This window comes from Novosphingobium sp. HNCC26BN242 (assembly GCF_057180525.1).
On the sequence record NZ_JBXUGM010000001.1, the window covers coordinates 575,996 to 598,841 of the forward strand.

At 62.1% G+C, this 22,846-nt stretch carries 17 protein-coding genes, 1 tRNA gene and 1 other RNA gene; 10 read left to right on the forward strand and 9 right to left on the reverse strand.

The window, feature by feature from the left end; translation table 11 throughout:
• Positions 1–294 precede the first annotated feature (294 nt).
• Positions 295–1,818, forward strand: coding sequence for a DUF5677 domain-containing protein (locus AC2A1F_RS02810; protein WP_484207247.1), 1,524 nt, complete (start codon positions 295–297; stop codon positions 1,816–1,818).
• Between the two features lie 361 nt (positions 1,819–2,179).
• Complete coding sequence (locus tag AC2A1F_RS02815) at positions 2,180–3,256, forward strand: hypothetical protein (protein ID WP_484207248.1); 1,077 nt, start codon at positions 2,180–2,182, stop codon at positions 3,254–3,256.
• Here the strand turns inward: AC2A1F_RS02815 and AC2A1F_RS02820 are convergent.
• The 4 genes from AC2A1F_RS02820 to AC2A1F_RS02835 all read right to left on the reverse strand — a co-directional run bounded on the left by AC2A1F_RS02820 (position 3,138) and on the right by AC2A1F_RS02835 (position 9,239).
• The gene (locus tag AC2A1F_RS02820) at positions 3,138–5,018 is read right to left on the reverse strand and encodes an ABC-F family ATP-binding cassette domain-containing protein (protein ID WP_484207249.1); all 1,881 of its coding nucleotides are present in this window, start codon (positions 5,016–5,018) and stop codon (positions 3,138–3,140) included. The two genes, AC2A1F_RS02815 and AC2A1F_RS02820, sit on opposite strands and share 119 nt — an antisense overlap.
• Before the next feature lie 201 nt (positions 5,019–5,219).
• Positions 5,220–5,405 (reverse strand): hypothetical protein, encoded by a 186-nt coding sequence (locus tag AC2A1F_RS02825; RefSeq protein ID WP_484207250.1) that lies wholly within the window; start codon positions 5,403–5,405, stop codon positions 5,220–5,222.
• Between the two features lie 157 nt (positions 5,406–5,562).
• Positions 5,563–6,930: an alkaline phosphatase family protein gene (locus AC2A1F_RS02830; RefSeq protein ID WP_484207251.1), complete on the reverse strand. Its 1,368-nt coding sequence runs from the start codon at positions 6,928–6,930 to the stop codon at positions 5,563–5,565.
• A 2-nt stretch (positions 6,931–6,932) separates the two neighbouring features.
• The gene (locus AC2A1F_RS02835; protein WP_484207252.1) at positions 6,933–9,239 is read right to left on the reverse strand and encodes a TonB-dependent receptor domain-containing protein; all 2,307 of its coding nucleotides are present in this window, start codon (positions 9,237–9,239) and stop codon (positions 6,933–6,935) included.
• Between the two features lie 196 nt (positions 9,240–9,435).
• Here AC2A1F_RS02835 and AC2A1F_RS02840 point away from each other — a divergent pair, with 196 nt between their 5' ends.
• Both AC2A1F_RS02840 and AC2A1F_RS02845 read left to right on the forward strand, forming a co-directional pair.
• The gene (locus AC2A1F_RS02840; RefSeq protein WP_484207253.1) at positions 9,436–11,574 is read left to right on the forward strand and encodes an RNA degradosome polyphosphate kinase; all 2,139 of its coding nucleotides are present in this window, start codon (positions 9,436–9,438) and stop codon (positions 11,572–11,574) included.
• A complete protein-coding gene (locus tag AC2A1F_RS02845; protein ID WP_484207254.1) occupies positions 11,575–13,050 on the forward strand; it encodes a Ppx/GppA phosphatase family protein in 1,476 nt (491 codons plus the stop codon).
• Here the strand turns inward: AC2A1F_RS02845 and AC2A1F_RS02850 are convergent.
• From AC2A1F_RS02850 to AC2A1F_RS02860, 3 genes are all read right to left on the reverse strand, one after another.
• Positions 13,051–13,127: transfer RNA gene (locus AC2A1F_RS02850), tRNA-Ile, on the reverse strand. It abuts the gene before it with no gap.
• Between the two features lie 45 nt (positions 13,128–13,172).
• Positions 13,173–14,150: a polysaccharide deacetylase family protein gene (locus AC2A1F_RS02855; RefSeq protein ID WP_484207255.1), complete on the reverse strand. Its 978-nt coding sequence runs from the start codon at positions 14,148–14,150 to the stop codon at positions 13,173–13,175.
• A gap of 39 nt (positions 14,151–14,189) precedes the next feature.
• The gene (locus tag AC2A1F_RS02860; RefSeq protein ID WP_484207256.1) at positions 14,190–16,112 is read right to left on the reverse strand and encodes a histidine kinase dimerization/phospho-acceptor domain-containing protein; all 1,923 of its coding nucleotides are present in this window, start codon (positions 16,110–16,112) and stop codon (positions 14,190–14,192) included.
• 277 nt (positions 16,113–16,389) lie between these two features.
• Between AC2A1F_RS02860 and AC2A1F_RS02865 the strand changes: the two genes are divergently transcribed.
• Positions 16,390–16,857, forward strand: a complete 468-nt coding sequence (locus tag AC2A1F_RS02865; protein WP_484207257.1) for an Lrp/AsnC family transcriptional regulator — start codon at positions 16,390–16,392, stop codon at positions 16,855–16,857.
• A 92-nt stretch (positions 16,858–16,949) separates the two neighbouring features.
• On the opposite strand, the gene AC2A1F_RS02870 is transcribed toward AC2A1F_RS02865, so the two are convergent.
• On the reverse strand, positions 16,950–17,240 hold the full coding sequence (locus tag AC2A1F_RS02870) for a chorismate mutase (RefSeq protein ID WP_484207258.1): 291 nt from the start codon (positions 17,238–17,240) through the stop codon (positions 16,950–16,952).
• 104 nt (positions 17,241–17,344) lie between these two features.
• Here AC2A1F_RS02870 and AC2A1F_RS02875 point away from each other — a divergent pair, with 104 nt between their 5' ends.
• A complete protein-coding gene (locus AC2A1F_RS02875; RefSeq protein ID WP_484207259.1) occupies positions 17,345–18,358 on the forward strand; it encodes a polyprenyl synthetase family protein in 1,014 nt (337 codons plus the stop codon).
• A gap of 19 nt (positions 18,359–18,377) precedes the next feature.
• Positions 18,378–19,394, forward strand: a complete 1,017-nt coding sequence (locus AC2A1F_RS02880; protein WP_484207260.1) for an aldo/keto reductase — start codon at positions 18,378–18,380, stop codon at positions 19,392–19,394.
• Between the two features lie 2 nt (positions 19,395–19,396).
• Here AC2A1F_RS02880 and AC2A1F_RS02885 read toward each other — a convergent pair whose 3' ends face one another.
• A complete protein-coding gene (locus tag AC2A1F_RS02885; protein WP_484207261.1) occupies positions 19,397–19,543 on the reverse strand; it encodes a hypothetical protein in 147 nt (48 codons plus the stop codon).
• Between the two features lie 98 nt (positions 19,544–19,641).
• On the opposite strand from AC2A1F_RS02885, the gene hrpB reads away from it, so the two are divergent.
• The 3 genes from hrpB (at position 19,642) to ffs (ending at position 22,698) form a co-directional block, all read left to right on the forward strand.
• Complete coding sequence (gene hrpB, locus AC2A1F_RS02890) at positions 19,642–22,179, forward strand: ATP-dependent helicase HrpB (RefSeq protein WP_484207262.1); 2,538 nt, start codon at positions 19,642–19,644, stop codon at positions 22,177–22,179.
• 33 nt (positions 22,180–22,212) lie between these two features.
• Positions 22,213–22,491, forward strand: coding sequence for an ETC complex I subunit (locus tag AC2A1F_RS02895; RefSeq protein ID WP_292631007.1), 279 nt, complete (start codon positions 22,213–22,215; stop codon positions 22,489–22,491).
• Positions 22,492–22,603: 112 nt separating this feature from the next.
• Positions 22,604–22,698: signal recognition particle sRNA small type (gene ffs / locus AC2A1F_RS02900), an RNA gene on the forward strand.
• Positions 22,699–22,846 lie beyond the last annotated feature (148 nt).

Consider the following 22,846-nt stretch of genomic DNA (forward strand, 5'->3'; position numbering starts at 1 on the left):
GCCAATTCCTCCCCGGCACGGGGAGGGGGACCACCGAAGGTGGTGGAGGGGCACCCGCGGTGAAGCGCGACCTTGCCGGTGAGTTTGGCGGGGTTAGGGTGTGATAGGTTGTTTAGAACATATTAAACTGTCACCTTAACTCCCAGCACAGCAGCTTCGCGAAGGGACTAGGTATTATCATACAGGACTGTGGATGCGAAGGCGTCTAAACTATGAGAGAATTCAAAATCTAGAGCAAATTGCAGGATCATTAATCACATGATATAGAACAAAAAATTAAGATATCGACATAACATGGGCCTGTTGAGTAAGCCACAGAACATTCATTGGGGAGCATATTCGTTGGGAAAAAAGAAAAATATAGGACAGAGAAAAATCTCTGAGATGAAAAAATCTGGAAAAGTGCTTTTATCGTCGCTGTCGTCATTGCCAGAAGTTACATTATCTTCATGGCGAGACGACCGTCTGCCAAACATGCTTTGGGCTTCATTGATTACAGGCGGTACAGATAGAGAGTCGTATCTACGCGTATTCAGAAAAATTTCGGAAATCTGCGCAGACCTTTCCTCGAATAAATGGGTGGGTTTGGGACATACAAATCTTGCTTCCTTGTCAGATTATGAATTCGATAGATTAATGATTCCGCTCATTGAGGGCGGGCTTGTAAGCAAGCTTAAGCCACTTAATCTTTTCAAAAATCTACCAGATTTTACACATTGGGGTCGCATTGTCCCCGATTGGAATAGCGTCTCCGAAGACGATTACAGCATAATTTCTCATGCAATTGGTTTGACTAGCTGGCATCAATCTGAAGCATCTACAGACATAAGGTGGCTTAAAATTCTGTCGATGATCTTAGGCGGGAAGTTGCATTATCCAGAGTCCCTAGGGCGTCAACTTGAAGAAATTATTGGCTTTCCAAATGTTGGAGATCTGAGGTCCGTGCGTCCCAGCATCAGGGCTGCAGAACAAACTTTTGCAATTATGGAAGATGATCAAGAGCGGGAGCGCTTGTCCAAGTGGATTGATGAATTTTGGGGCCAGTGCAAAAAGGAGACAAATTGTATCCAATTCTATCCAAAAGAGTCTAAAAAAATAAAAACACAAGACGTTTTTGATCAGACAGTTGGTATTTATGATGAGATAAGGGCGCACTTTTTTAAACAAAACTCTTTTGCCGCAGTGGATGCGAGGCTCGATGCAGTTTTTGGATTAACTATGTTCTCTATAAACATAATGCTGAGTATGGTCGCTGGTGCGGCGTATAGGCGGGTCGAGGGTAGGATGATGCTTAGGTCGCTCGCTGAATGCCTTATCACCTTGGGTTATTTGATGCATGTTGATGCTGAGAAGACATGGATTCAGTACAGAAATTATGGAAATGGACAGGCTAAGCTTGCATACCTAAAAACAATTGACTTCGATGTATCAGAAATGCCGAAGTATGTTTCTTTGGAAGATCTAGAGCAATTAGCTAACGAAGACAAATGGCAAGAATTTTCTGACATAGATCTTGGAAGTTGGTCTAAAAAAAATATCAGAGAAATGAGCGATAGTGCCGGTTTAAAAAACGTCTATGACCGATATTTTGGATGGGCGTCAGGATATGTTCACGGGCATTGGGTAGCTGTGCGCGATTCTGTGTTTGATTTATGCATGAATCCTTTGCATCGCCTGCATAGAATTCCAGCAATTCCCCGATCAAACATGAATGACTGTTCAGAGGATGCAGTTAAAATTATTAATCAAATTCTCGACTTGCTAAATAGGGCCTATCCCTCTTTTAAACCGAGGTTGAGATTTGCAGAAGACGCATAGCGTCAGGTACAGCCCTATTTCGGCGGACCATGTAGTTGCGTTTTACTTTAAGCCACAAAACCATTTTCATACATCCCCCGTCCGCGCCTAGAAGTTCCTGTTTCGTTCCCAACAGGAGTCTCCCATGCCGCATGTCGCCGATCCTCATGCATCATCTTCCTTCGCCACATCCTCTTTCGGACGCGGGTGGATTCCGGCCGGGCGGGATATCGGGCTGCCGAATGATGATCTGCCGCCGCTGGATGCAGGTGGGCAGGTGGATTGGGCGGCGTGGGTGCGGGGGCAGCACCCGACGGCGGGTGCTGGAGTCCCCCTCCCGCTTGCGGGAGGGGTTAGGGGTGGGCATTCGCCGTCAGGCGAATTGGCAGTTTTTCGGGAAGAAGAAGAAGGAAGAGCCCACCCCCATCCCCTCCCGCAGGCGGGAGGGGGGCAGCAAGTCCCCTCGCTCAATGGCGGCCATGCCTTCACCCCCCTCCTCATCGCGCGCTTCCTCGAACACCTCAGCCGCGCCGGAAACGTGCGGGCGGCGGCGCTGGCGGCGGGGGTTTCGCAGCAGACGGCTTATGTGCGCCGCCGCCGCGATCCGGCTTTTGCTGCCGGGTGGGAGGCGGCCTTGCTCCATGCGCGGGCGGCGGCGGAGCAGGTGCTGGCAGAGCGCGCGATCATGGGGACGACCGAGACGATCTGGTATCGCGGCGAGGCGGTGGGGCAGCGGCAGCGCTTTGATGCACGGTTGCTGCTCGCCCACCTCGCCCGGCTCGATGCCCGCGCCGCCAAGGCCAGCCCCGCGATCCACCGCCTCGCCGAAGAATTCGACGACATGCTCCTTGCGCTGGGCGAGGGCGAGGCCCCCGCGCAGGCCGCCGCGCTCCCCGATCCGGAGCGCGAGGCCTATGTCGAGGACTGCGAGGGCCAGGCCCTGCGCCGCTTCCATGAGGAAAACCCCGAACCTGACCAAGACGCCGACGACGAACTCTGGGACCTGTGGGGCGAAGTCCGCGATGCCATGACTGCGCAGGCCCGCGCCTGCGCCGAAGCCAAATGGGACGGCGAAACCGACGCCCGCTGCGCAAGGCTCGAAGCGCTGTTTCCGGGGGAGGTGGAGGAGGAGGAACTCACAGCTTCAAACCAAAACCGCTCCCCCGCGAAGGCGGGGGCCTCAGGAGTTTTACACAAAGCTTACAGTAACACGCCTGAGGTCCCCGCCTTCGCGGGGATGCAGGAGGAAGGAAAATCCTCCTCTGCACCGTGTAAACCCCGTAAACCTGCAGCCTCGCTCAAGTGCGGAACCGCCGCGCCCGCACTGCTGGCCTCAACGCTCAACTGGCCTCGGAATCCGCCGATTCTGCTGCTTCACCCGCCGCAAGCCATGCCGCTTCCGCTTCCTCAAGCTCCTTGGCCAGCTTGCCCCGGCGTTGTGACAGGTCGCTCATGTTGAGCTTGGCAAGGTCGGGTGCTGCGCTGGCGGGTTCGAACATCGCGCGGTCATACCGGGCGATTTCGGCCTGCAGTTTGGCCACGCGCTTTTCCGCTTCGCCTTGCGCCTTTTGCAGCGCCTTGTACGCATCGCGGGCGGCGGCGCGGGCCTTCTTGTCCTGCTTGACCACGGGGGCACCGGAGCTATCGGTCTTGGGCTGGTTGCGGCCCAGAATGAAGTCGATGTAATCCTCGATGCTGCCGTCAAACGGCTTGGCCGTGCCGCCATCGACGAGGACCAGACGGTCCGCCACCAGTTCGGCCATGTGCCGGTCGTGACTGATCAGGATCACCGCGCCCTTGTACATGTTGAGCGCCTGCACCAGCGCTTCGCGCGCGTCGATATCGAGGTGGTTGGTCGGCTCGTCCAGCACCAGCAGGTGCGGCGCATCGCGGGTGACGAGGGCCAGCGCGAGGCGGGCGCGCTCGCCGCCCGACAGCGTGCCGACTTGCGATGTGGCGCGGTTGCCGGAAAAGCCGAAGCGGCCCAGCTGCGCCCGGATCGCGCCGGGGCTCTTGCCGTCCATCGCGCGGGTCATCAGTTCCAGCGGGGTGCCGCCATCGGCGATTTCTTCGACCTGATACTGCGTGAAGTAGCCGACCTGCATCTTGCCGGTCGCGGTCATCTCACCAGCCATCGGCGCAAGCTGCGCGGCGAGGAGGCGGGCCAGCGTGGTCTTGCCGTTGCCGTTCCGACCGAGCAGGGCGATGCGGTCATCCGGATCGATCCGCAGGTTCAGCCGCTGCAGCACCGGCTTGCCGGGCGCGTAGCCGACGCTGGCAAGGTCGAGCGTGATCAGCGGCGGGCGCAGTTCTTCGGGATCGGGGAAGTCGAAGCTGAGCGAGGGATCTTCTACCACCGCCGCGATCGGCTGCATCTTGGCCAGCATCTTGGCGCGCGATTGGGCCTGCTTGGCGGTGGAGGCGCGGGCGGAGTTGCGGGCGATGTAGTCCTTCAGCCGGTCGGCCTGCACTTCCTGCGCGGCGCGGGCGGCGGCTTGCTGGGCCAGACGCTCGTTGCGCTGGCGTTCGAAGCTGTCGTACCCGCCGGGGTAGAGCGTGAGCTTGCCGCCGTGGAGGTGGACGATGTGGTCGGCCACATTGTTCAGCAGGTCACGCTCATGGCTGATCAGCAGCAGCGTGCCCGGGTAGGCCTTGAGGAAGTTCTCCAGCCACAGCGTCGCTTCGAGATCGAGGTGGTTCGAAGGTTCGTCGAGCAGCAGCACATCGGGCGCGGAGAACAGGAGCGAGGCCAGCGCCACGCGCATCCGCCAGCCGCCGGAGAAGCTGTCGAGCGGCTGGCCCTGCATGTCCTCGTCAAAGCCGAGGCCGATCAGGATGCGCGCGGCGCGGGCATCGGCGGAGTAGGCATCGATGGCGAGCAGGCGGTCATGTACATCGCCCAGCCGGTCAGGATCGGTGCAGGTTTCGGCCTCTGCCAGCAGCTGTGTGCGCTCGACATCGGCGGACAGAACGGTTTCGAACGGCGTAGCGCTGCCTGCCGGGGCTTCCTGCGCAAGGTAGCCGAGGCGGGTGCGGCGGGGCATTTCGATCGCGCCTTCGTCCGGCTCGATCTCGCCAATGATGACTTTGACCAGCGTGGATTTGCCCGCGCCGTTGCGCCCGACAAGGCCGACGCGGGCGCGCGGGGGGATGGCGGCCGAGGCGCGGGAAATGATGTCGCGGCCGCCGAGGCGGACGGTGATGCCGTTGATGGTAAGCATGAAAAGGGGCGCGTTCGCTTCAGGAAATCGGGGTGTTTCGGGCGCGGGAGTCCCTGTCATACTCGTCCGGTGGTGGCAAGCGGAGTTGGAACCCATCAACCTCCGTAAGTGCCCGCGCACCCGCCAATGCGGGTGCCTCAGACGATTTATGCTGGCGTTCTGTGATTCGGCCTGAGGCCCCTGCCTTCGCGGGGGAGCGGATCAGTGGGGGCGCGAGTCTGAGGGGTGCTGCGGCACCATCAGCGGGAGGTCTTCGTAGGCCGGTTGGAAGTCTAGCATGCGGTAAAGGTCGGGGCGCAGGTAGGGGGAGGCATCGCCTGCATCCTCGTGGACGCGGGCGCATTCGCCAAGGAAGCTGTCAAACGTGCGAAAAAGTCCGCGTTTCATGGTTAGCCATTTGTGTGCGGGAGTGCGATTTCGAAGCCTTGCGCCGAGTGGATCGAGTCGCACCACTGCATTCGGGTTTCGTCAAATTTCAGCAATACAGGAATTGCAAAGCCCGCTTCTCAAATGGCTGATAAATCATGAGAAGCAGGCCTTGCGATCATTCGGCCACCTTCAACGCGGCCAATTGCGCATCCGGCAACGCTGCTCCCATGCGCGCGGCAAGCGTTGGGGCGATGGCGCGCATGTCGATTTCGCCGAGGTTGCGGGCCTTAGCCACGCCCTTGCCCATGATCAGGAAGGTGGAGCGCATTTCGGGAAGGGTGGGGAAATAGCCGTGCATGCCCTTGGTGCGGCTGGGGCGCGCCAGCGGTGCCTTGGGATCGAACCCTGCGGAGAGCGCGCCTGGTTTCAGGTCCACGAAGAAGCTGGCTTGCGGGTTGCCGCCCATCTTGGCGATCTCAGCACGGCCTGCGACTTTGGCGATGCGCGCTTGCGGATCGGCGGCAAGTTTATCGAGCAGCGCGCCGACCATGCCGGTGAGCGCCGCATCATCTGGGCGGGCGAGGACGACGGCGATGGAGCCGCCCGAGGGCCAGGGCATGGCGTCCCATTTGTCCACTTTGCCTTCGGGTGTCAGCGTGATCAGGCCCGCATCGATGAACGGGCGGAACAGGCTGATATCGGTATCGGTGGCGACGAAGCCGTGATCGCTGACCACGGCGATGGTGGCATCGGGGTGCGCGGCGAGTTCTGCGCTGACCACTTTGCCGACCGCCGCATCGAGCCGTTCGAGCGTGGCGTTGGACTGCGCACTGCCGGGGCCGGAGGCGTGCTCTTCATGGTCCAGTCCGGCGAAGTAAACGGTGACAAAGCCGGGCTTCTTGGTTTCGATCAGGCGGACGGCGAATTTGGCGCGGTTTTCATCGCCTTCGACGCCTTCATCGATGCCATCGGCATAGGGTCCACAATCGTGTTCAAGCGCAGCGTAGAGGCCATCGGTGGCCATGGCTTTGAGCATCTTGCGGTCATCGGCGTGCCCTGAGCGCCAGATCTGCGGCATATTGTATGTGAGCGACGAGACGCCGACGCTGACCGGCCAGTGGATGTTGCCGGTGGTGTGGCCCGCCTTGCGCGCCGCGTCCCACAGGGTGGGGGCGGTGATATCATCGGCGAACCAGAACCAGCCGCCATAGTTGATCTGTTTGGGATCGAACGTGGTGTTGGACACGATGCCGTGGCGCGCCGGGGCAACGCCGGTGAGCAGCGTGGTGTGGCTGGGATAAGTGACGGTGGGCAGATTGCCGGTGACGCCGGTGGCATAGGCGCCTTCTGCCAGGAAGCGGCGCAAGTTGGGGATTTTCAGGCCCCGCTTTTCCGCTTCGAGCACATCGCCGGGGCGCAGGCCATCAATGGAAATGAGCAGGACAGGCGAGCGGTTTTCATCGGCCCGAACGGCGACGGGCGCCGCGCTGCAAAGCAGCACGACGCCCGCGACGAGGGCCTTTCCGACAGAAAGGCGATCCATGATCAGAAGCCGACCTTCAGTGTTGCGAAGACCTGACGCGGTGCGCCTGCGAGCAGGGTCTGGTTATCGCCGCTGAAGCCAAAGCCGTTCGACCCGATCGTGGCGACATAGCGCTTGTTGGTCAGATTCACGCCGTTGATCTGCAGTTCGACCGGCTGGCGCTGGCCGATGTCAAGGCGGTAGCCGATGGTGGCGTCGACCAGCGTCCGCGCGCCCACCGAACGGTCGTTCAGATAGTTGAAGAAGCGCTTGGACATATAGTTCACCCCGATGCGACCATAGAACATGTCGCTGTCATAGGACAGTTCGCCGCGCAGCAGGTGCTTTGGCGTGTCGACCACGGTCTTGCCCTTGGTAGGCTGGATCGTGACCGGGGTGGTGCTGGCGATGACCACATCGTCACGATAGGTGGAGTCGTTGTAGCTGTACGATGCGAACGCGCCGAAGCCGCCGGGCAGCTTTACGTCCACTGCCGCTTCGATGCCGAGCGCGCGGACCGAGCCGACATTCTGCAGTGCGTTGGTTGCGCCAACGATGCCGAGCGAGGTTGGGATGACCAGCAGGCGATCGCTGAAGTTGACATAGTAGCCAGCCAGCGAAGCATTGATGATGCCGGTCGAGTAGCGCACACCAGCTTCATAGGTGTCCGACCGTTCCGGCTTGATCGTGTCCTTGATCGCATCGAAGCCTGCTTGCGTCGACGAGAACGGGCCGCCGGTGGTGGAGGCCTGATGGGCGCGGGTTACCTGCGTGAAGCCAGCGAAGGCTTCGAGCCCGTTGCCGAACTTGTAGTTCAGACCAACATGTGGCTGGAACCAGTCTTCAACCTTGAGATCGCCGGTGGCACGGCTGTTGGTGTTGACCAGCGCGAAGGCGTTGGTATCGACCGAAAAGCCCTTCCAGCCCACGTTGAGCTTCAGATCGCCAAGATCGAGTTCGTCTGACACGTAATACTGGATCGTGTCGGTTTCGAAGGCAATGGACCACTGCGTGAGGAACGGGTTGCGCTGAAAATCACGGTGATCACGGCCCGCGCTGGTGCGGCTTTCATAGCCATAAAACCGGCGCGAATGGATGAAGTTGTTCTTTTCGTACCAGCCGCCGATCAGCAGGTTGTTGATACCATAAGTGGCAGCGTAAGAAGCGAAAAAGCCCTTGCGCTTGATGTCATATTCCGTGGTGCGGATGGACATCGGTACGCCCGATGGGCTTGCGAGGTACGGCGTGCCCCATGTGCCCTGACCATCGTTTTCGTGGTAGTAGCCCTTGACCGAGAACTTGCCGGTATCGCCCACGGCGACGTTCAGGCCGAGCGCGGCGATCGTGTCCTTGCGCAGGCCCGATGCGTCGTAATAGGCATCATCGGCAATGATGAACGGTGCGGGGTAGGTGGTGCCAGCAGCCGGGTTGGTGGGGGTAACGCCGCTGTAGCCGGTGTTGGCGGCGATGTCGGCGATCCGTACCGCTTCGACATAGCGACCGGGGCCGAAGTTGTCCCAATCATAGCCGAGGCGGTTGATCATTTCGAGGCTGAGGTCGTGATAGTCCTGCTCGGCGCGGTCCGAATAGCTGAGGTAGCCATCGAGATCGACGCCTTCGCCGAGTGGCATGATCGCCTTGGCATTGAACATCAGGGTGCTCTGCTGGCCATCACCCTTCCACTTGTCGCCGTTCTGGTACTGCGCCGAGACATAGCCGCGCAGGCCGTCTGCCGTGCCAAGCCCGACGCGGGCAAAGCCGCGGAAGGTGTTGGCCGAACCGTAAGAGCCGCTGGCAGTGACGCCGAGCGTGTCCTTGGGATCGAGTGAGAAGAATTCGAGCGTGCCGCCGAGGTTGTTGGTCGATTGGGCGGCGATAGAGCCCGAGCCCTGCGAAACGCGCGTGATGCCGATGTTTTCAGGGCTGATCGCGCGGCTGATATGCAGGCCGTTGGCGTTGCCATAGGACATGTCGCCCAGTGGAATGCCATCAAGATTGAAGCCGAGCTGGTTCTGGCTGAAACCACGAATGGTGACGCGGGTGGACCATTCATAGTTGCCGAAAGCATCGGCCGACTGGAAATTGACCGAAGGAAGCTTTTCAATCGCCTTCAAGGGGCTGGTACCCGAGGCGAGGATGGTGAGTTCGCGGGTGGACAATTCCTGCACCTGGCGGGTCTGACCTGCGCCAAGGACGACGATTTCGGCGCTAGCCGAATCAGCAGCGGCGGCTTCTGCGGCTTCTGATGCAGCGGGGGCTTCCTGAGCGGCGGCAATGGCCGGAGCAGCGATAAGCGAGGTGCTGGCAAGCAGCACGGCGACGATACGCATGGTGTGATCCCTCATGTTCCACATTGGTGTGGTGAGGGGCAACTAGGCCTGTGCTGTTGCAGCATCGTGCAATTTCAGGGACAGATCGGCGTCACTTGTTTGACGGGGACGTGACGGAAATGGTTCAAGACTTCTCAGCCGCGCCGCTATAACGACCAATGCGCATGATACTGCATATGACGCACGGGAGCTGCATTTGAGTACCGATAATCTGCCACCAGTGCAGGACCGCTTTTTCAACCGCGAGCTGAGCTGGCTGGCCTTCAACCGGCGCGTGCTGGCCGAAGCGGTGAATGCCGATTATCCGTTGCTGGAACGGCTGCGGTTCCTGTCGATCAGCGGCAATAATCTTGACGAGTTCATGATGGTGCGCGTGGCCGGGATCGCGGGGCAGGTGCGGCGGCAGATCGACGAGCTGTCGATCGACGGGCAAACCCCAACGCAACAATTGGGCGCGCTGCTCGAGGCGGTGAAGGACCTGATCGATGCGCAGCAGGATGTGCTGGCAGGGCTGAAGGACGAGCTGGCCGCAGCGGACATCCGGCTGATTGACCACGATGCTGTGACCAAGGCTGAGGCTGATTGGCTGCGCGATTACTTTGAAGAACACGTAGTGCCGGTGCTGACGCCGCAGGCGATTGATCCGGCGCATCCGTTTCCGTTCATCGCCAATCAGGGCACCGGCATCCTGTTCCAGTTGCTGCGCAGTGCCGATGGTGCGCCGGTGACCGAGATGATCCTGATCCCGCCCGCACTGCCGCGGTTTGTGCGCCTGCCGGGCAAAAGCGCGGCGTGGATCGGGATTGAGGAGCTGGTGCGGCGCCACGCCACGCTGCTGTTTCCGGGCTTCAAGATTCTGGGCGATGGCACGTTCCGCGTGCTGCGCGACAGCGATATCGAGCTGGAAGAAGACGCCGAGGATCTGGTGCGCTATTACCGCACGGCGATCCAGCGGCGGCGGCGCGGCAAGGTGATCCTGCTGCATCTGCAGGAGAATTTCGACGCCGATGCGGAAAGCCTGCTGCGGCGGCAGTTGCGGCTGGACCATGCGCTGGTGATCAAGAGCCGGGGCCTGCTGGCGATCAGCGGGCTTTCGAGCGTGATCGACGAGGACCGGCAGGATCTGAAATTCGATCCCTATAACCCGCGCTACCCCGAACGGGTGCTGGAGCATGACGGGGATTGCTTCTCGGCCATCCGTGAGAAGGACCTGGTGATCCACCACCCGTACGAGAGTTTCGAGGTGGTGATCGATTTCCTGCGGCAGGCGGCGGCTGATCCTGATGTGGTGGCGATCAAGCAGACGCTCTATCGTGCGGGCAAGCAATCGGCCGTGATTGCCGCGCTGATTGCGGCGGCGGAAGCAGGCAAGTCTGTTACCGCCGTGGTGGAGCTGAAGGCGCGGTTTGACGAGGAGCAGAACCTGTTGTGGGCCGCGCAGCTGGAACGCGCGGGCGTGCAGGTTATCTATGGCTTTGTCGACTGGAAGACGCACGCCAAGGTGAGCCTGGTAGTGCGGCGGGAAGGCGGGAGTTATCGCACGTACTGCCACTTTGGTACGGGCAACTATCACCCGGTGACCGCGCGCATCTATACCGACCTGTCGTTCTTTACAGCCGATCCGCGCATGGGGCGCGATGCGGGGCAGTTGTTCAACTTCGTGACCGGCTATGTCGAGCCGAAGCAGACCGAACTGCTGGCAATCAGCCCGATCAACTTGCGCGAGAAGCTTTACGAATGCATCGATCGCGAGATTGCGCTGGCGGCCAAGGGGCGGGCGGCCACGATCTGGGCGAAGCTGAACCAGCTGACCGATCCCGATCTGATCGACCGGCTCTATCTGGCGAGCATGGCTGGCGTGGAAATCCGGTTGGTGGTGCGCGGGATTTGCTGTCTTAAGCCGGGGGTGCCGGGCTTGTCGGAAACGATCGAGGTCAAATCGATCATCGGGCGGTTTCTGGAGCATAGCCGCATCTGGGCGTTCGGTAACGGATCGCGCATGCCCAACAAGCGCGCGCGGGTGTTCATATCGTCGGCCGATGGCATGAGCCGCAACATGGGGCGGCGCGTGGAAGTGCTGGTGCCGGTGAAGAACCCGACCGTGCATGACCAGATTCTGGATCAGGTGATGCTGGCCAACCTGCTTGATACCGAACAGAGCTGGGCGCTGGGGCCGGATGGTGATTACGAGCGGTTCGAAAAGGGGGACCCTTCGTTCAACCTGCACGGCTATTTCATGACCAATCCATCGCTTTCCGGGCGCGGGGCAGCGCTTTCCCGTGGACGAAAAGTGCCGAAGCTTGCGTTGCGGCGCGGGGCGGCTAACCGTGGTTGAGTGAAGACAGGGCTGAGCATCTACGACTGGGCGCAATCGCGCGCCATCATCGACATCGGATCGAACACGGTGCGGCTGGTGGTCTATGGCGGGCCGCCGCGCGCGCCGGTGACACTGCTGAACGAGAAGGTGACGGCTAAGCTCGGCAAGCATGTGGCCGAAACCGGCAAGCTTTCGGGCAAGGCGGTGACCGGCGTGGTGGCAGCGCTGCGGCGGTACAAGGCGCTGATCGATCTGGCAGGTGTGCCGCGCGTGGACGTGGTGGCCACGGCCGCTGCGCGCGATGCCAGCAACGGGCCGGAATTTCTGGAAAAGATCCGCGCCATCGGCTTTGAGCCGCGCCTGCTATCGGGTGTGGAAGAGGCCGAGACGAGCGCTACGGGCGTGCTGGGCGCCTTTCCCGATGCGGTAGGAATCGTGGGCGATATGGGCGGTGGTAGCCTTGAGCTCGTCGATGTGGCCGATGGCGGGTCCAGCCATGGGGTTAGCCTGCCGCTGGGATCGCTGCGCCTTCCGGCCCTGCGCGCCAAAGGGGACCGCGTGTTCGTGCGCGAGATCGGGCGGATGCTGGCCAAGGCCGATTGGATGGCCGAGCCGGGGGTGACGCTCTATCTGGTGGGCGGGCCGATGCGCGCACTGGCGCGCGCGATGATGGTGCGGCTGGACTGGCCGCTGGAAGATACGCACGGCTTTGCGCTCGATGCCGCCGAAGCGTTGAAGCTGGCGCGGCAACTAGCGCGGCGCGGGCAGGCGGTGAAGCCGGTGGAGGGCGTTTCATCAAGCCGCCTTGCCAGCATTCCCGATGCGGCGGCGCTGCTGGCGGTGCTGTTGCGGCGGTTGCAGCCGGGGCGGGTGGTGTTTTCATCCTGGGGTCTGCGCGAAGGCGTGTTGTTTGGCCAGCTTTCGCGCGCGGTGCAGGCGCAAGACCCGTTGCTGGCGGGCGTGATGTCTTTCGTTGAACCCTTGGCCGTGGACAGAGCGCTGGTTGATACCGCCGCAGCATGGATGGCCGATGCCGTGCCGCTGGCGCGCACGCCGCTGGGCCGCGCGGCGCTGGCGCTGTGTCTGGCAGCGGGACGGGTGGAGCCGAACATGCGGCGCGATCTGCCGGGCGACTGGGGGCTGGCCAAGCGTTGGGTGGGCGTGGACAATGCCGGGCGTGCGGTGCTGGCAGCAGCGATCCGGGGCAGTGTAGGCAAAGCGCAGAAGGATGCTCAGGAGCCTGACCCGTGGACACGGCTGGCACCGGCTGCAGACCTTGCCGATGCCCGTGCGCTGGGTTTGGCGGCAAGGCTATGTCGACGCATGAGTGCCGGGTCTGGGGCGGTGATTGCCGCGACGCAGCTTGAGATCAAGGGTGCGAGGCTGGAGCTTACGAGCACGGTGCCGGGGCTGATCGGCGACGGCGCAACGCGTGATCTGAAGGAACTGGCGCAGCATCTGGGGCTGGCTACCGGTCAGGACCGGGGAGGGTGATGGTGGGCCCGGCAGGACTTGAACCCGCGACCTAGCCGTTATGAGCGGCCAGCTCTAACCAACTGAGCTACAGGCCCATCGCGGCCTCCGCTACAGCGGTGAGACGTGGTTTGCAAGATGGGTCAGATTTCGGCTGCCTCGATGATCTCACGCACGCAGGTGGGCTTTACTCCGCGTGCCGCAAGGTGGGCAAAGACCCCGCGCCACCAATCGTAAAAGCGATCAAGATCGTCCTCGTTGCGCACATAAGGCGTGTGGCCGGGCGCGAGCGAGGGGCTGTGGAAGGACAGCACCAGCATGGGCAGGCCAAGATCAAGCGCAACGTCGATCCCGCGCACCGCTTCGTCCAGCGTGATGCCTTCGGGCGTTAGTGAAATGCGTTCCAGCAGGCCGAGCCGGGATAGCACGCCGCGCATCCGGGGCACGCGCCAAAGCAGTGGGTAGAGGTTCTTGCCCAGCTTGGCGAGCCTGCCTGCAAAGACCGTGGTCAGGGGCATTTCCATCAGGCCGTTGCGTCTGTCGATCCACCATGGCTTTAACGGGTGGCGATGAAAGTCGGGGCCGCCGCTGGCGCTGTAATCAAAGTTGGCGCGGACTGATGTGTCGATGGCAATGCCACATTCCGAAAGAATGCCTGCTGTATTCGGGCCAACGCCATAGCGTCCGGCGCGGTAGATAGCAGGACCAACGCCGAACGCCTGTTCGATGGTATCGCGCAATTTGCGAAACTTGGCGCGTTCCAGTTCAAACGGCAGGTTGCCGGCATAGCTGTTATGGACGGTTACATCTTCATCGTGCGGGGGATTGACCCAGGGGTGCAACTGAACGCCGATCTCTGCGCGGCCCGCACGAACGGCATCGGACAGTACCTCTTTGGCGCGCGGATCGCTCGCCACCGGGAAATCCACCAGATAGATCGGGACGACGCCAAGGCCCTCACAGAACTGCTGAAACTTGGCGAGGCGGGGCAGGTGATCGAGGCCGTGGCTGGTGCGATCGAGCGGCTTGGACCAGTCGAACTCCTCTTCGGTGTCAATCGTCAGCACGAAGCGCGTGCCGAACCTGGGGGCGAAGCGCACGAAGTCCTTCTCGTCGGGCATGCGCAGGATTTGCAAGGGGGAGACCATGGTATCTTGCACCTATGCCCCGGTGGCCAAGCGGCCCGCGGCACCGGGCGCATCGGACACGAACGGCAATGTGATTTGCACGCGTTCGCCTTCGCGCAACAAACTTCCTCCGGCCGCTGCAAATTCCGCGCGGGCAAGGCGCAGGGCAAACCCGTTGCCCAGCATGGCCGAGGCCGCAAACGATCCTGCGGTGCTGCTGGCATCGGGCGCGAACAGCGTGGCATCATCAAGCCGGTAAAGCGTGGCGGGGAGGGATATCACGAGCTTTGCCATGTTGGCATCGGGATGAAGGCTAATATTCAGACGTTCCCCAGGAGCCACGCTTGCTGCGATGACCGACAGCACCCGCCAGCCTGCGCGTTCGAGTTCTTCCGCTGACATTGTGACTGGCAGCGGATCGGACGCCAGATCGAGCGACAAGCGCACGTTGCGCGCGGCGAGCACCGCGGAGAACTGATCAACCAGCCGCGTGATCACCGTGGCGGCATCGGCCTCGCCCGGTTCAAGCGCGAGGGCGTGGCTTTCAAGTTTGACCAGACGTTCGACTTCTTCAAACCCGGCGAGGATCTGCGCGGCATCGGCGGCGATGCTGGCGGCCATGGCGCGATACTGGTGCGGCGTGGTGCCCAACGCCTGCGACTGGATCATTTCGGCAAAGCCCTGAATCGCGTTGATCGGCGTGCGCAATTCATGGAGCAGCTGGCGCATCCGGTCAGCTTCGACGAATTGCGGCGTAACGGTGGGCGCTTCCGGTGTAGCCACGGCAGCAAGCGGGCGGCGCAGGCGCAGCAGATAGCCGGTAAAGCGGCCGCCATCGGGCGCGAACAGGGGCGTGCCATCAGCCTGCCATTGGCCGGAAATGGCAGGCGCTCCTTCGATATGAAGCTGGCCTGCGGAAATCGGCTGACGATGGCGAAAGGCCTGCGCCATTGCGCTGTCACAATGCACGGGCGCATCCTGATCAATGCAGAACACCCGCGCCCCGATCAACATGCCCGGCGTATCAATGGCGGCGTGAACGGCTACGCCTTCGGCATCGCACCGCAGATCGATCCAGGCAGGTGCGGGGCGTTCGGGATCGTGTTCATCGGCAAAAGGCAGGCGTGGTGCGACGCCATCCGAAACGTCGCGCAGAGCCTGAGCGCCAATACCTGATTGGTGCAGGCCCGTTTGGCGTAGGCCCGATTTCTGCAAGTCTGCGTCGCGCTCGTCACGCTTGCGGCGGAACGCTTCGATGCGGCGAACAATGGCTCCGATGCCATCTTCGGCGTCTGCGTTATCCGGTGTTGCTGCCGCAGGTGGGGGAGCAGCAGCGGGGGGATTTGAGACAAGCGCAACCGGTGCTGGTGCCATCGGTGTTTCGGTGGCTGGCTCGGCAATTGCAGCCGCTTGCGGTTCAGCCGGGACGACAAGTGGAGCTGAAGCGGGCGGGGATGTTATTGCAGCCTTTTGCGCAAGCACCGCACGTGCGGCGCCAAGGGCGGCCTTATCCTTGTGCTGCGGTTGTGGCAGCAGGAAATCATTGATGCCGTGGCGGCTGAGCAGGGTGCGCACTGGTTCGCCCAGATCGCTGCGGTGGCGGACAAAGCCGCGCGCCTGCGTGGGCAGGCGGGGGATCAGAGCGAGCCAATCTTCATCTGTCAGGCGGGCCGAGGAAATGGCGGCTGATGCGGTGCGTGGTCCGCCCTGAGCAAAATGATAGACCAGCATGGGCGAACGATGCGGTACCGCGCGCAGGACAGAGGCGCGCTCTTCATCCGATAGCTGGGCTTCAAGCTCTTCGACCCGCTGAAGCGCGGCGGCATGCCTTGCATTCCAATCGGCCACGGGCACCGCGCCAAGCAGATCGACCAACTGCCGCAACTGCGTTCGCGCGGCCGACTTGCCGGCCACGTTGGTACGCAGCACGGTTTCAAGGCGGTCATCAAAGATCATTTACGCTCCGCACCGGGGAATCATACCGCAGAGCAGCGCTCCGAACCACTCCAATAGCCTGAAGAAGGCTAACAAAGTATGGCTACAATTCGAAAAGTGGCATCAGCAGGTGGTGTGCCGCCGCCGACGGGTATCGATTGCGTTGCAATGCGGCACGCTTGCACTATGAAACAATAAAATTATCATGAATGCGAAGAATTGTGCGGAAAATTGCGACTCACGCTTCTTTCCGACTCGCCCGAGCGGGCTTTGACGAAACGGACGAACGAACACGAACATGGCAACCCTTGATGGTATTGACCGGCAGCTCCTTGCCGAACTGCAGGCAGAGGGCCGCGTGACCAATGTCGAACTGGCGCAGCGCGTCGGGTTGACGGCGCCACCGTGCTTGCGCCGCGTGCGCGCGCTGGAAGAAGCGGGCGTGATCCGGGGCTATCACGCCGATCTTGATCCATCGAAACTGGGTTTTGCGATCACGGTGTTCGCGCTGGTCAGCCTGAAGAGCCAGGCTGAGGAATCGCTGCGCCAGTTCGAAGACCACATGCGCACCCTGCCCGAAGTGCGCGAATGCCACATGCTGAATGGCGAGATCGATTTCATCCTGAAGATCGTCAGCCGCGATCTGCAGAGCTTTCAGGAATTCCTGACCAGCAAACTGACGCCTGCACCCAATGTGGCCAGCGTAAAGACATCGCTTACGATTCGCACGGCTAAGCAGGTGCCGGGGGTGCCGTTGGAGGATTGAGTGGGGGCGACGCGCAGATTGCGTCGCTTTTTCCCCTATGTAGTGCCGCTCTCCCGCGAAGGCGGGGGCGCGTGTACATCAGCTACAACAAATCAGTTCGCCGAACCCGCCGCCTGAACATGGTGGCGGATGACCTCTTCGATCACGAAGCGCAGGAACTTTTCGGAGAATTCCGGGTCAAGCTTCGCGTCCTCGGCCAAGCGGCGCAACCGGGCTATCTGGCGTTCTTCGCGGCCGGGATCGGATGCGGGGAGCTTGTTGGCGGCTTTGTGCGCGCCAACGGCCTGCGTGATGCGGAAACGTTCGGCGAGGATGTGGATCATGGCTGCATCGATATTGTCGATGGACTGGCGATAGCCTGCCAGAACCGGATCTTCGCTCATCTTGAATCCTTGCTCTACGGACGTGTCAAATGGTCTCTGTGCGCCGCTACAGCGCAAGATGCATCTTGCCAAGCGCCGCCCTTGCCGCCAAGCGAACAGACGACATGACTGCTACCGTACATACCCTGCCGCGCAAGGCGGAACCTTCGCTTACGCCGATGATGGCCCTCGTGGCCGAAGGCATGAACAGCGTCAACGCCGTGATCCTTGATCGCATGCAATCACGCATCCCGCTGATCCCGACGCTGGCCGGGCATCTGATTGCCGGGGGCGGCAAGCGGATGCGCCCGATGCTGACGCTGGCGAGCGCATCGCTGCTGGGTTATGGCGGCAGCCGCCATTACAAGCTGGCAGCAGCCGTTGAGTTCATCCACACGGCCACGTTGCTGCACGATGATGTGGTTGACGGGTCCGACATGCGGCGCGGCAAGAAGACCGCCAACATCGTTTATGGGAATCCGGCCACGGTGCTTGTGGGCGATTTCCTGTTCAGCCGCAGCTTTGAACTGATGGTCGAGGATGGCTCGCTGAAGGTTCTGCGCATCCTGTCAAACGCATCGGCGGTTATTTCCGAAGGTGAAGTTGACCAGCTGGTAGCGCAGCGGCAGATCGAGACGACCGAGGAAATGTATCTGGACATTATCGCGGCCAAGACAGCGGCGCTGTTTTCCGCGGCTTGCCGGATTGCTGCGGTGGTGGCTGAGCGTCCTGAGGCGGACGAGCTGGCGCTTGATGCCTATGGCCGCAATCTGGGCATTGCGTTCCAGCTGGCAGACGATGCGATAGATTATGATTCGGATGCTACCGAAATGGGCAAGGATCAAGGCGACGATTTCCGCGAGGGCAAGATGACTCTGCCGGTCATTTTGGCCTATGCGCGCGGGGACGCCCAAGAGCGCGGGTTCTGGCAAGAAGCGATTGCCGGAGATCGCTCATCCGACGCCGATCTTGCCCATGCGATTGAGCTGATCCGGCGGCACGATGCGGTGAATGCCACGCGTGAACGCGCGCGGATGTATGCGCAGCGCGCGATTGACGCGATTGCCGGTTTCCCGGCAAGCGCGGCCAAGTCTGCCATGACCGAAGCCGCGCTGTTTGCGGTGGCGCGCCGGTTCTGACCTACCCGGAGTATACCTGATGCAGCATCGCCGTCTGGGCCGTTCGGCCATCGTCGTTTCCGACATCTGCATGGGGACGATGACCTTCGGCAGCCAGGTGGACGAGGCCGAAGCGCTGCGCGTGCTGGACCGCAGCTACGATGCGGGCATCAATTTCTATGATACCGCCGAAGGGTATCCGGTGCCACCCGATATCAAGTGGGTAGGACGGACCGAGGAGATCGTGGGTAAGTGGCTGAAAACCAAGCCGCGCGATGCGATCATTCTGGCGACCAAGGTTTCGGGGCCGAGCCATGTGTGGTTCCGCTCGCCCTGCCGCAATGGCATGACTGCATTGGATCGGCGCAACATCGAGACAGCGATCGACGCCAGCCTGACCAAGCTGGGCACCGATTACATCGACTTGTACCAGACGCACTGGCCCGACCACGACACGCCCTATGACGAGACGATGGAAGTGCTCGACGAGCTGGTGCGCGTGGGTAAAGTGCGGATTACTGGCTGCTCGAACGAGACTAGCTGGGGGCTGATGAAGTCCATCGCCACGGCGGAAAAGCTGGGGACGGTCCGCTATCAGACGATCCAGAACAATTTCAGCCTGAACAGTCGCCGGTTCGAGGATGAACTGGCGCAAGTATGCCGGATGGAGGGGGTGAGCCTGATCCCCTATTCGCCGATTGCGGGCGGGGTGCTTTCGGGCAAGTACAATGGCGGGGCGCGGCCCGAAGGCGCGCGCTTTTCACGCTATCTGGCGATGGAAGGGCGGCAGGCGCAGATGGGCCAGCGCTTCGTGAATGAGCGCACGCTGGAAGCGACTGAGCGGTTCATGGCGGTGGCTGCGGAGGCCGGGCTTGATCCGGTGACGATGGCGGTGGCGTGGTCGAAGCAGCATGATTTTGTCGCCTCGACGATAGTTGGCGTTGGGGCGGAAGCGCAGCTTGATGCCATCCTTGCCGCTGCCGATCTGGTCCTGCCCGATGATGTGATGAAGGCAATCAACAAGGTGAGCCGCGCTATTCCCTATCCGATGGGGTGAGCTTACTTGCGGCGGCCGAAACGTCGCCATAGCAACCAGAAGCTGCCGCCACATACCGCGCCGATGCCGAGGATGGCCGCGCCGATCATGGCTCCGCTGAACAGCAGGCCGGTGGTCAGCGCCACCACGAATTCCAGCGTGGTTTTCATTGTGCAGCCTTATCGCCAAACGGCACTGATGCGAAGCGGCGCGCGACGAACGGCGCAGGTGTTGCCAATGCAAGGCGATGAACCGTAAAGCGCAGGGCGTGAGCGACCTTCCGATCCATGCCGTTTTGCCAGACCTGCTCGCCGCATTGCGGGCAGGGCCAAGCGCGGTGCTGATCGCGCCGCCGGGGGCTGGCAAGACGACGGCAGTGGCTCCAGCGTTATTGGCAGAGCCGTGGTGCACCGGACAAGTCATGGTGCTGTCCCCCCGCCGTGTGGCGGCGCGGGCGGCGGCGGACCGGATGGCAGAATTGCTGGGCGAGGAAGCGGGCGACACCGTGGGCTATGTGACGCGGTTGGATGCCAAGCGCTCTGCGAAAACGCAGGTGCTGGTGGTGACCGAGGCGATCTTTGTTTCAACGATCCTCAACGATCCCGAATTGCAGGGCGTTTCGGCGGTGCTGTTTGACGAGGCGCACGAGCGGCATCTCGACAGTGATCTGGGGCTGGCGCTCGCGGTAGAAGCGCAAGGGGTGTTGCGCGAGGATCTGCGGATCGTGGTGATGTCTGCCACGATTGATGGTTCGCGCTTTGCAGCGTTATTGGGCGACGCGCCGGTGGTGGAGAGCGAGGGCAAGGCGCATCCGCTGACGGTCAAATGGTTGGGCGCGCGGCCTGATGTGAAGATCGAGGCGGCGATGGCGTCTGCGATCCAGACGGCGTGGCGCGAAGAGACGGGGGATATCCTTGCGTTCCTGCCCGGTGTGGCACAGATCGAGCGGACGGCGGATTTGCTTAGCGAACGGTTGCCGCAAGCGCTGATGCTGCCATTGCATGGGCAGGTGGAACCGGCGGGGCAGCGCGCGGCGATCCGGCGTGATGCGCAAGGGCGGCGCAGAATCGTGCTGGCGACAAGCATTGCCGAGACCTCGCTGACGCTGGATGGCGTGTCGGTGGTGGTCGATGCGGGGCTTTCGCGGCGGGCGGAGTTTGACAAGGCGGCAGGCGTGACGCGGCTGGTTACCACGCGGGCCAGTCAGGCCTCAGCCGCGCAACGGGCGGGGCGCGCGGCGCGGCAGGGGCCGGGCGTGGCCTATCGTTTGTGGGAAGAGGCGGCGCATGCGGGGCGTGCGGCGTTCGATCCGCCCGAGGTGGTGACGAGCGACCTGGCTCCTTTGGCGCTGACTTTGGCGCAGTGGGGCGCGGGTGATGTGGCGGCGATGGCTTGGCTTGATCCTCCGCCAGTCGCGGCGATGGCGGCCGCGCGGGGGGCGTTGGCGGCCTTGGGCGCGCTCGATCACAACGGGCGTATAACGCCGCATGGCCGGGCGATGGCGCGGCTGCCGATGGAGCCGGCGTTGTCGCACATGCTGCTTTTTGCGGCAGAGCGGGGGCAGGCGGAAGAAGCGGCGCGATTGGCGCTGCTGCTGCAGGAGCGTGGTCTTGGCGGGCGTGGCGAGGATCTGGCGCAGCGGCTGGAGCGCTGGGAGCGCGAGCGGGGAGGGCGGGCCGAAGGTTCGCGGAAACTGGCGGGGCGTTGGGCGGAGCTGGCTGGCAGGGTGCTTCGACAAGCTCAGCATGAGCGGGATCAAAACAGGAAGTCGGTTAAGCATGAGCGGGGTTCCAACATCAGATCCGCTCATCCTGAGCTTGTCGAAGGATGCGAACGCGAGGTGCCGTTAGGCGTCTTGCTTGCCGAAGCCTTTCCCGAACGGATAGCGCGGGCGCGGTCGGCAACGGGGGAGGAGTGGCTCTCTTCAGGCGGGCGCGGGTGTCGGCTGGATGCCGCATCGCCGCTCGCCACAGCGAAATGGCTGGTGATTGGCGATGCGCAAGGGGAAGCAAAGGGCGCGCGGATTACGGCGGCGATTGCGCTTACCGATGAGGAGGTTACGCGCCATCTTTCACACCGGATCGAGGAGCGGCACGCGCTGACGTGGAATGCCGGCGACGGTCGGGTGGAAGCGCGGCTGGAGCGGCGGCTGGGGGCGATTGTGCTGGCGCGGGTGCCTGATCCCAAGCCCGATGCACAAGCGGTGGCTGCAAAGCTGATCGAGGTGGTGCGCGAGGGTGGGCTGGACCTGTTGCCGTTGGGCGATGCGGCCAAGGCGCTGATCGTGCGGGCGGGGTACGCCGGACTTGAGGCGCTTTCCGAAGCTGCGTTGCTGGATAGGCTGGAAGAATGGTTGCGGCCCTTGCTGACCGGGCGGCGCGATTTGGAGATTGGTGCGGGCAAGTTGCATGAAGCACTGGCGAACCGGCTCGACTGGAATGAGAAGCAGACGTTGGACCGGCTGGCTCCGGCAGAGTTCCGCTCTCCGGCGGGGACCAGCCATGCCATTGATTATGGACATGAAGGTGGGCCTTGCGTGGAACTGCGCGTGCAGGCGCTGTTCGGGCTGGACCGGCATCCGTGCGTGGGGCAACCGCCAAGGCCACTGCTGCTGAGCCTGACCAGTCCCGGTGCCAAGCCGATCCAGACGACGGCGGATTTGCCGGGATTTTGGCGCGGATCGTGGCGCGATGTGGTGAAGGATATGAAGGGGCGCTATCCCCGCCACCGCTGGCCGGATGAACCGTGGGCCGAGGACCCGAGCCTGAAGACCAAGAACGCCTTCAACGCGCAAAAGCGGACTTGATTTGTGCCCTGATTCGTGTGCAAGCGCATGCCTATGTCAGCACGAATTTATCAGCGCCCCAAAAACGCCATGCAGTCCGGCAAGGCCCGGACCAGCGACTGGATTCTGGAATTCGAACCGGCCGAGGCCAAGCGACCGGACCCGCTGATGGGCTGGGCAGGCTCTGGCGATACGCAGGCGCAAGTTGTGCTGGCGTTTGCTTCGCAGGACGAGGCGCAGGCCTATGCCGATCGCTATGGGATTGAAGCGCGAGTGATCCCGACGCCCCCACGCAAGTTAAAGCTGCAGAGCTACGCGGATAACTTTCGCTGATCGCAGGGTTGGGTAGGGCTGGAATGCCCACCCCTGACCCCTGCCGCTAGCGGGAGGGGAGAGAAGGCAACTGGGGGCTGGACAAGCGCCCGCTTGGCAGCCATATGCCGCGCCGGGAGTCGGTCGGACGTTTGCGTCCGCCAACCTGGTCAGGTCCGGAAGGAAGCAGCCACAACGGGTTGCGGCGGGTCGGCCGGCTCCTTTATCCCCCAGTGCGGTGCCTTGCTGCATGATCGTGCGGACCAGCGCGACCCGGCGTGTCGGGACCGGTCCGGGCAGGTTTTCTCGTTCCATCAGGTGCGTCAATCCACCGTTTCGGCCGCTTGGGACATTCGACATTCGCAGGCTTAGCGCT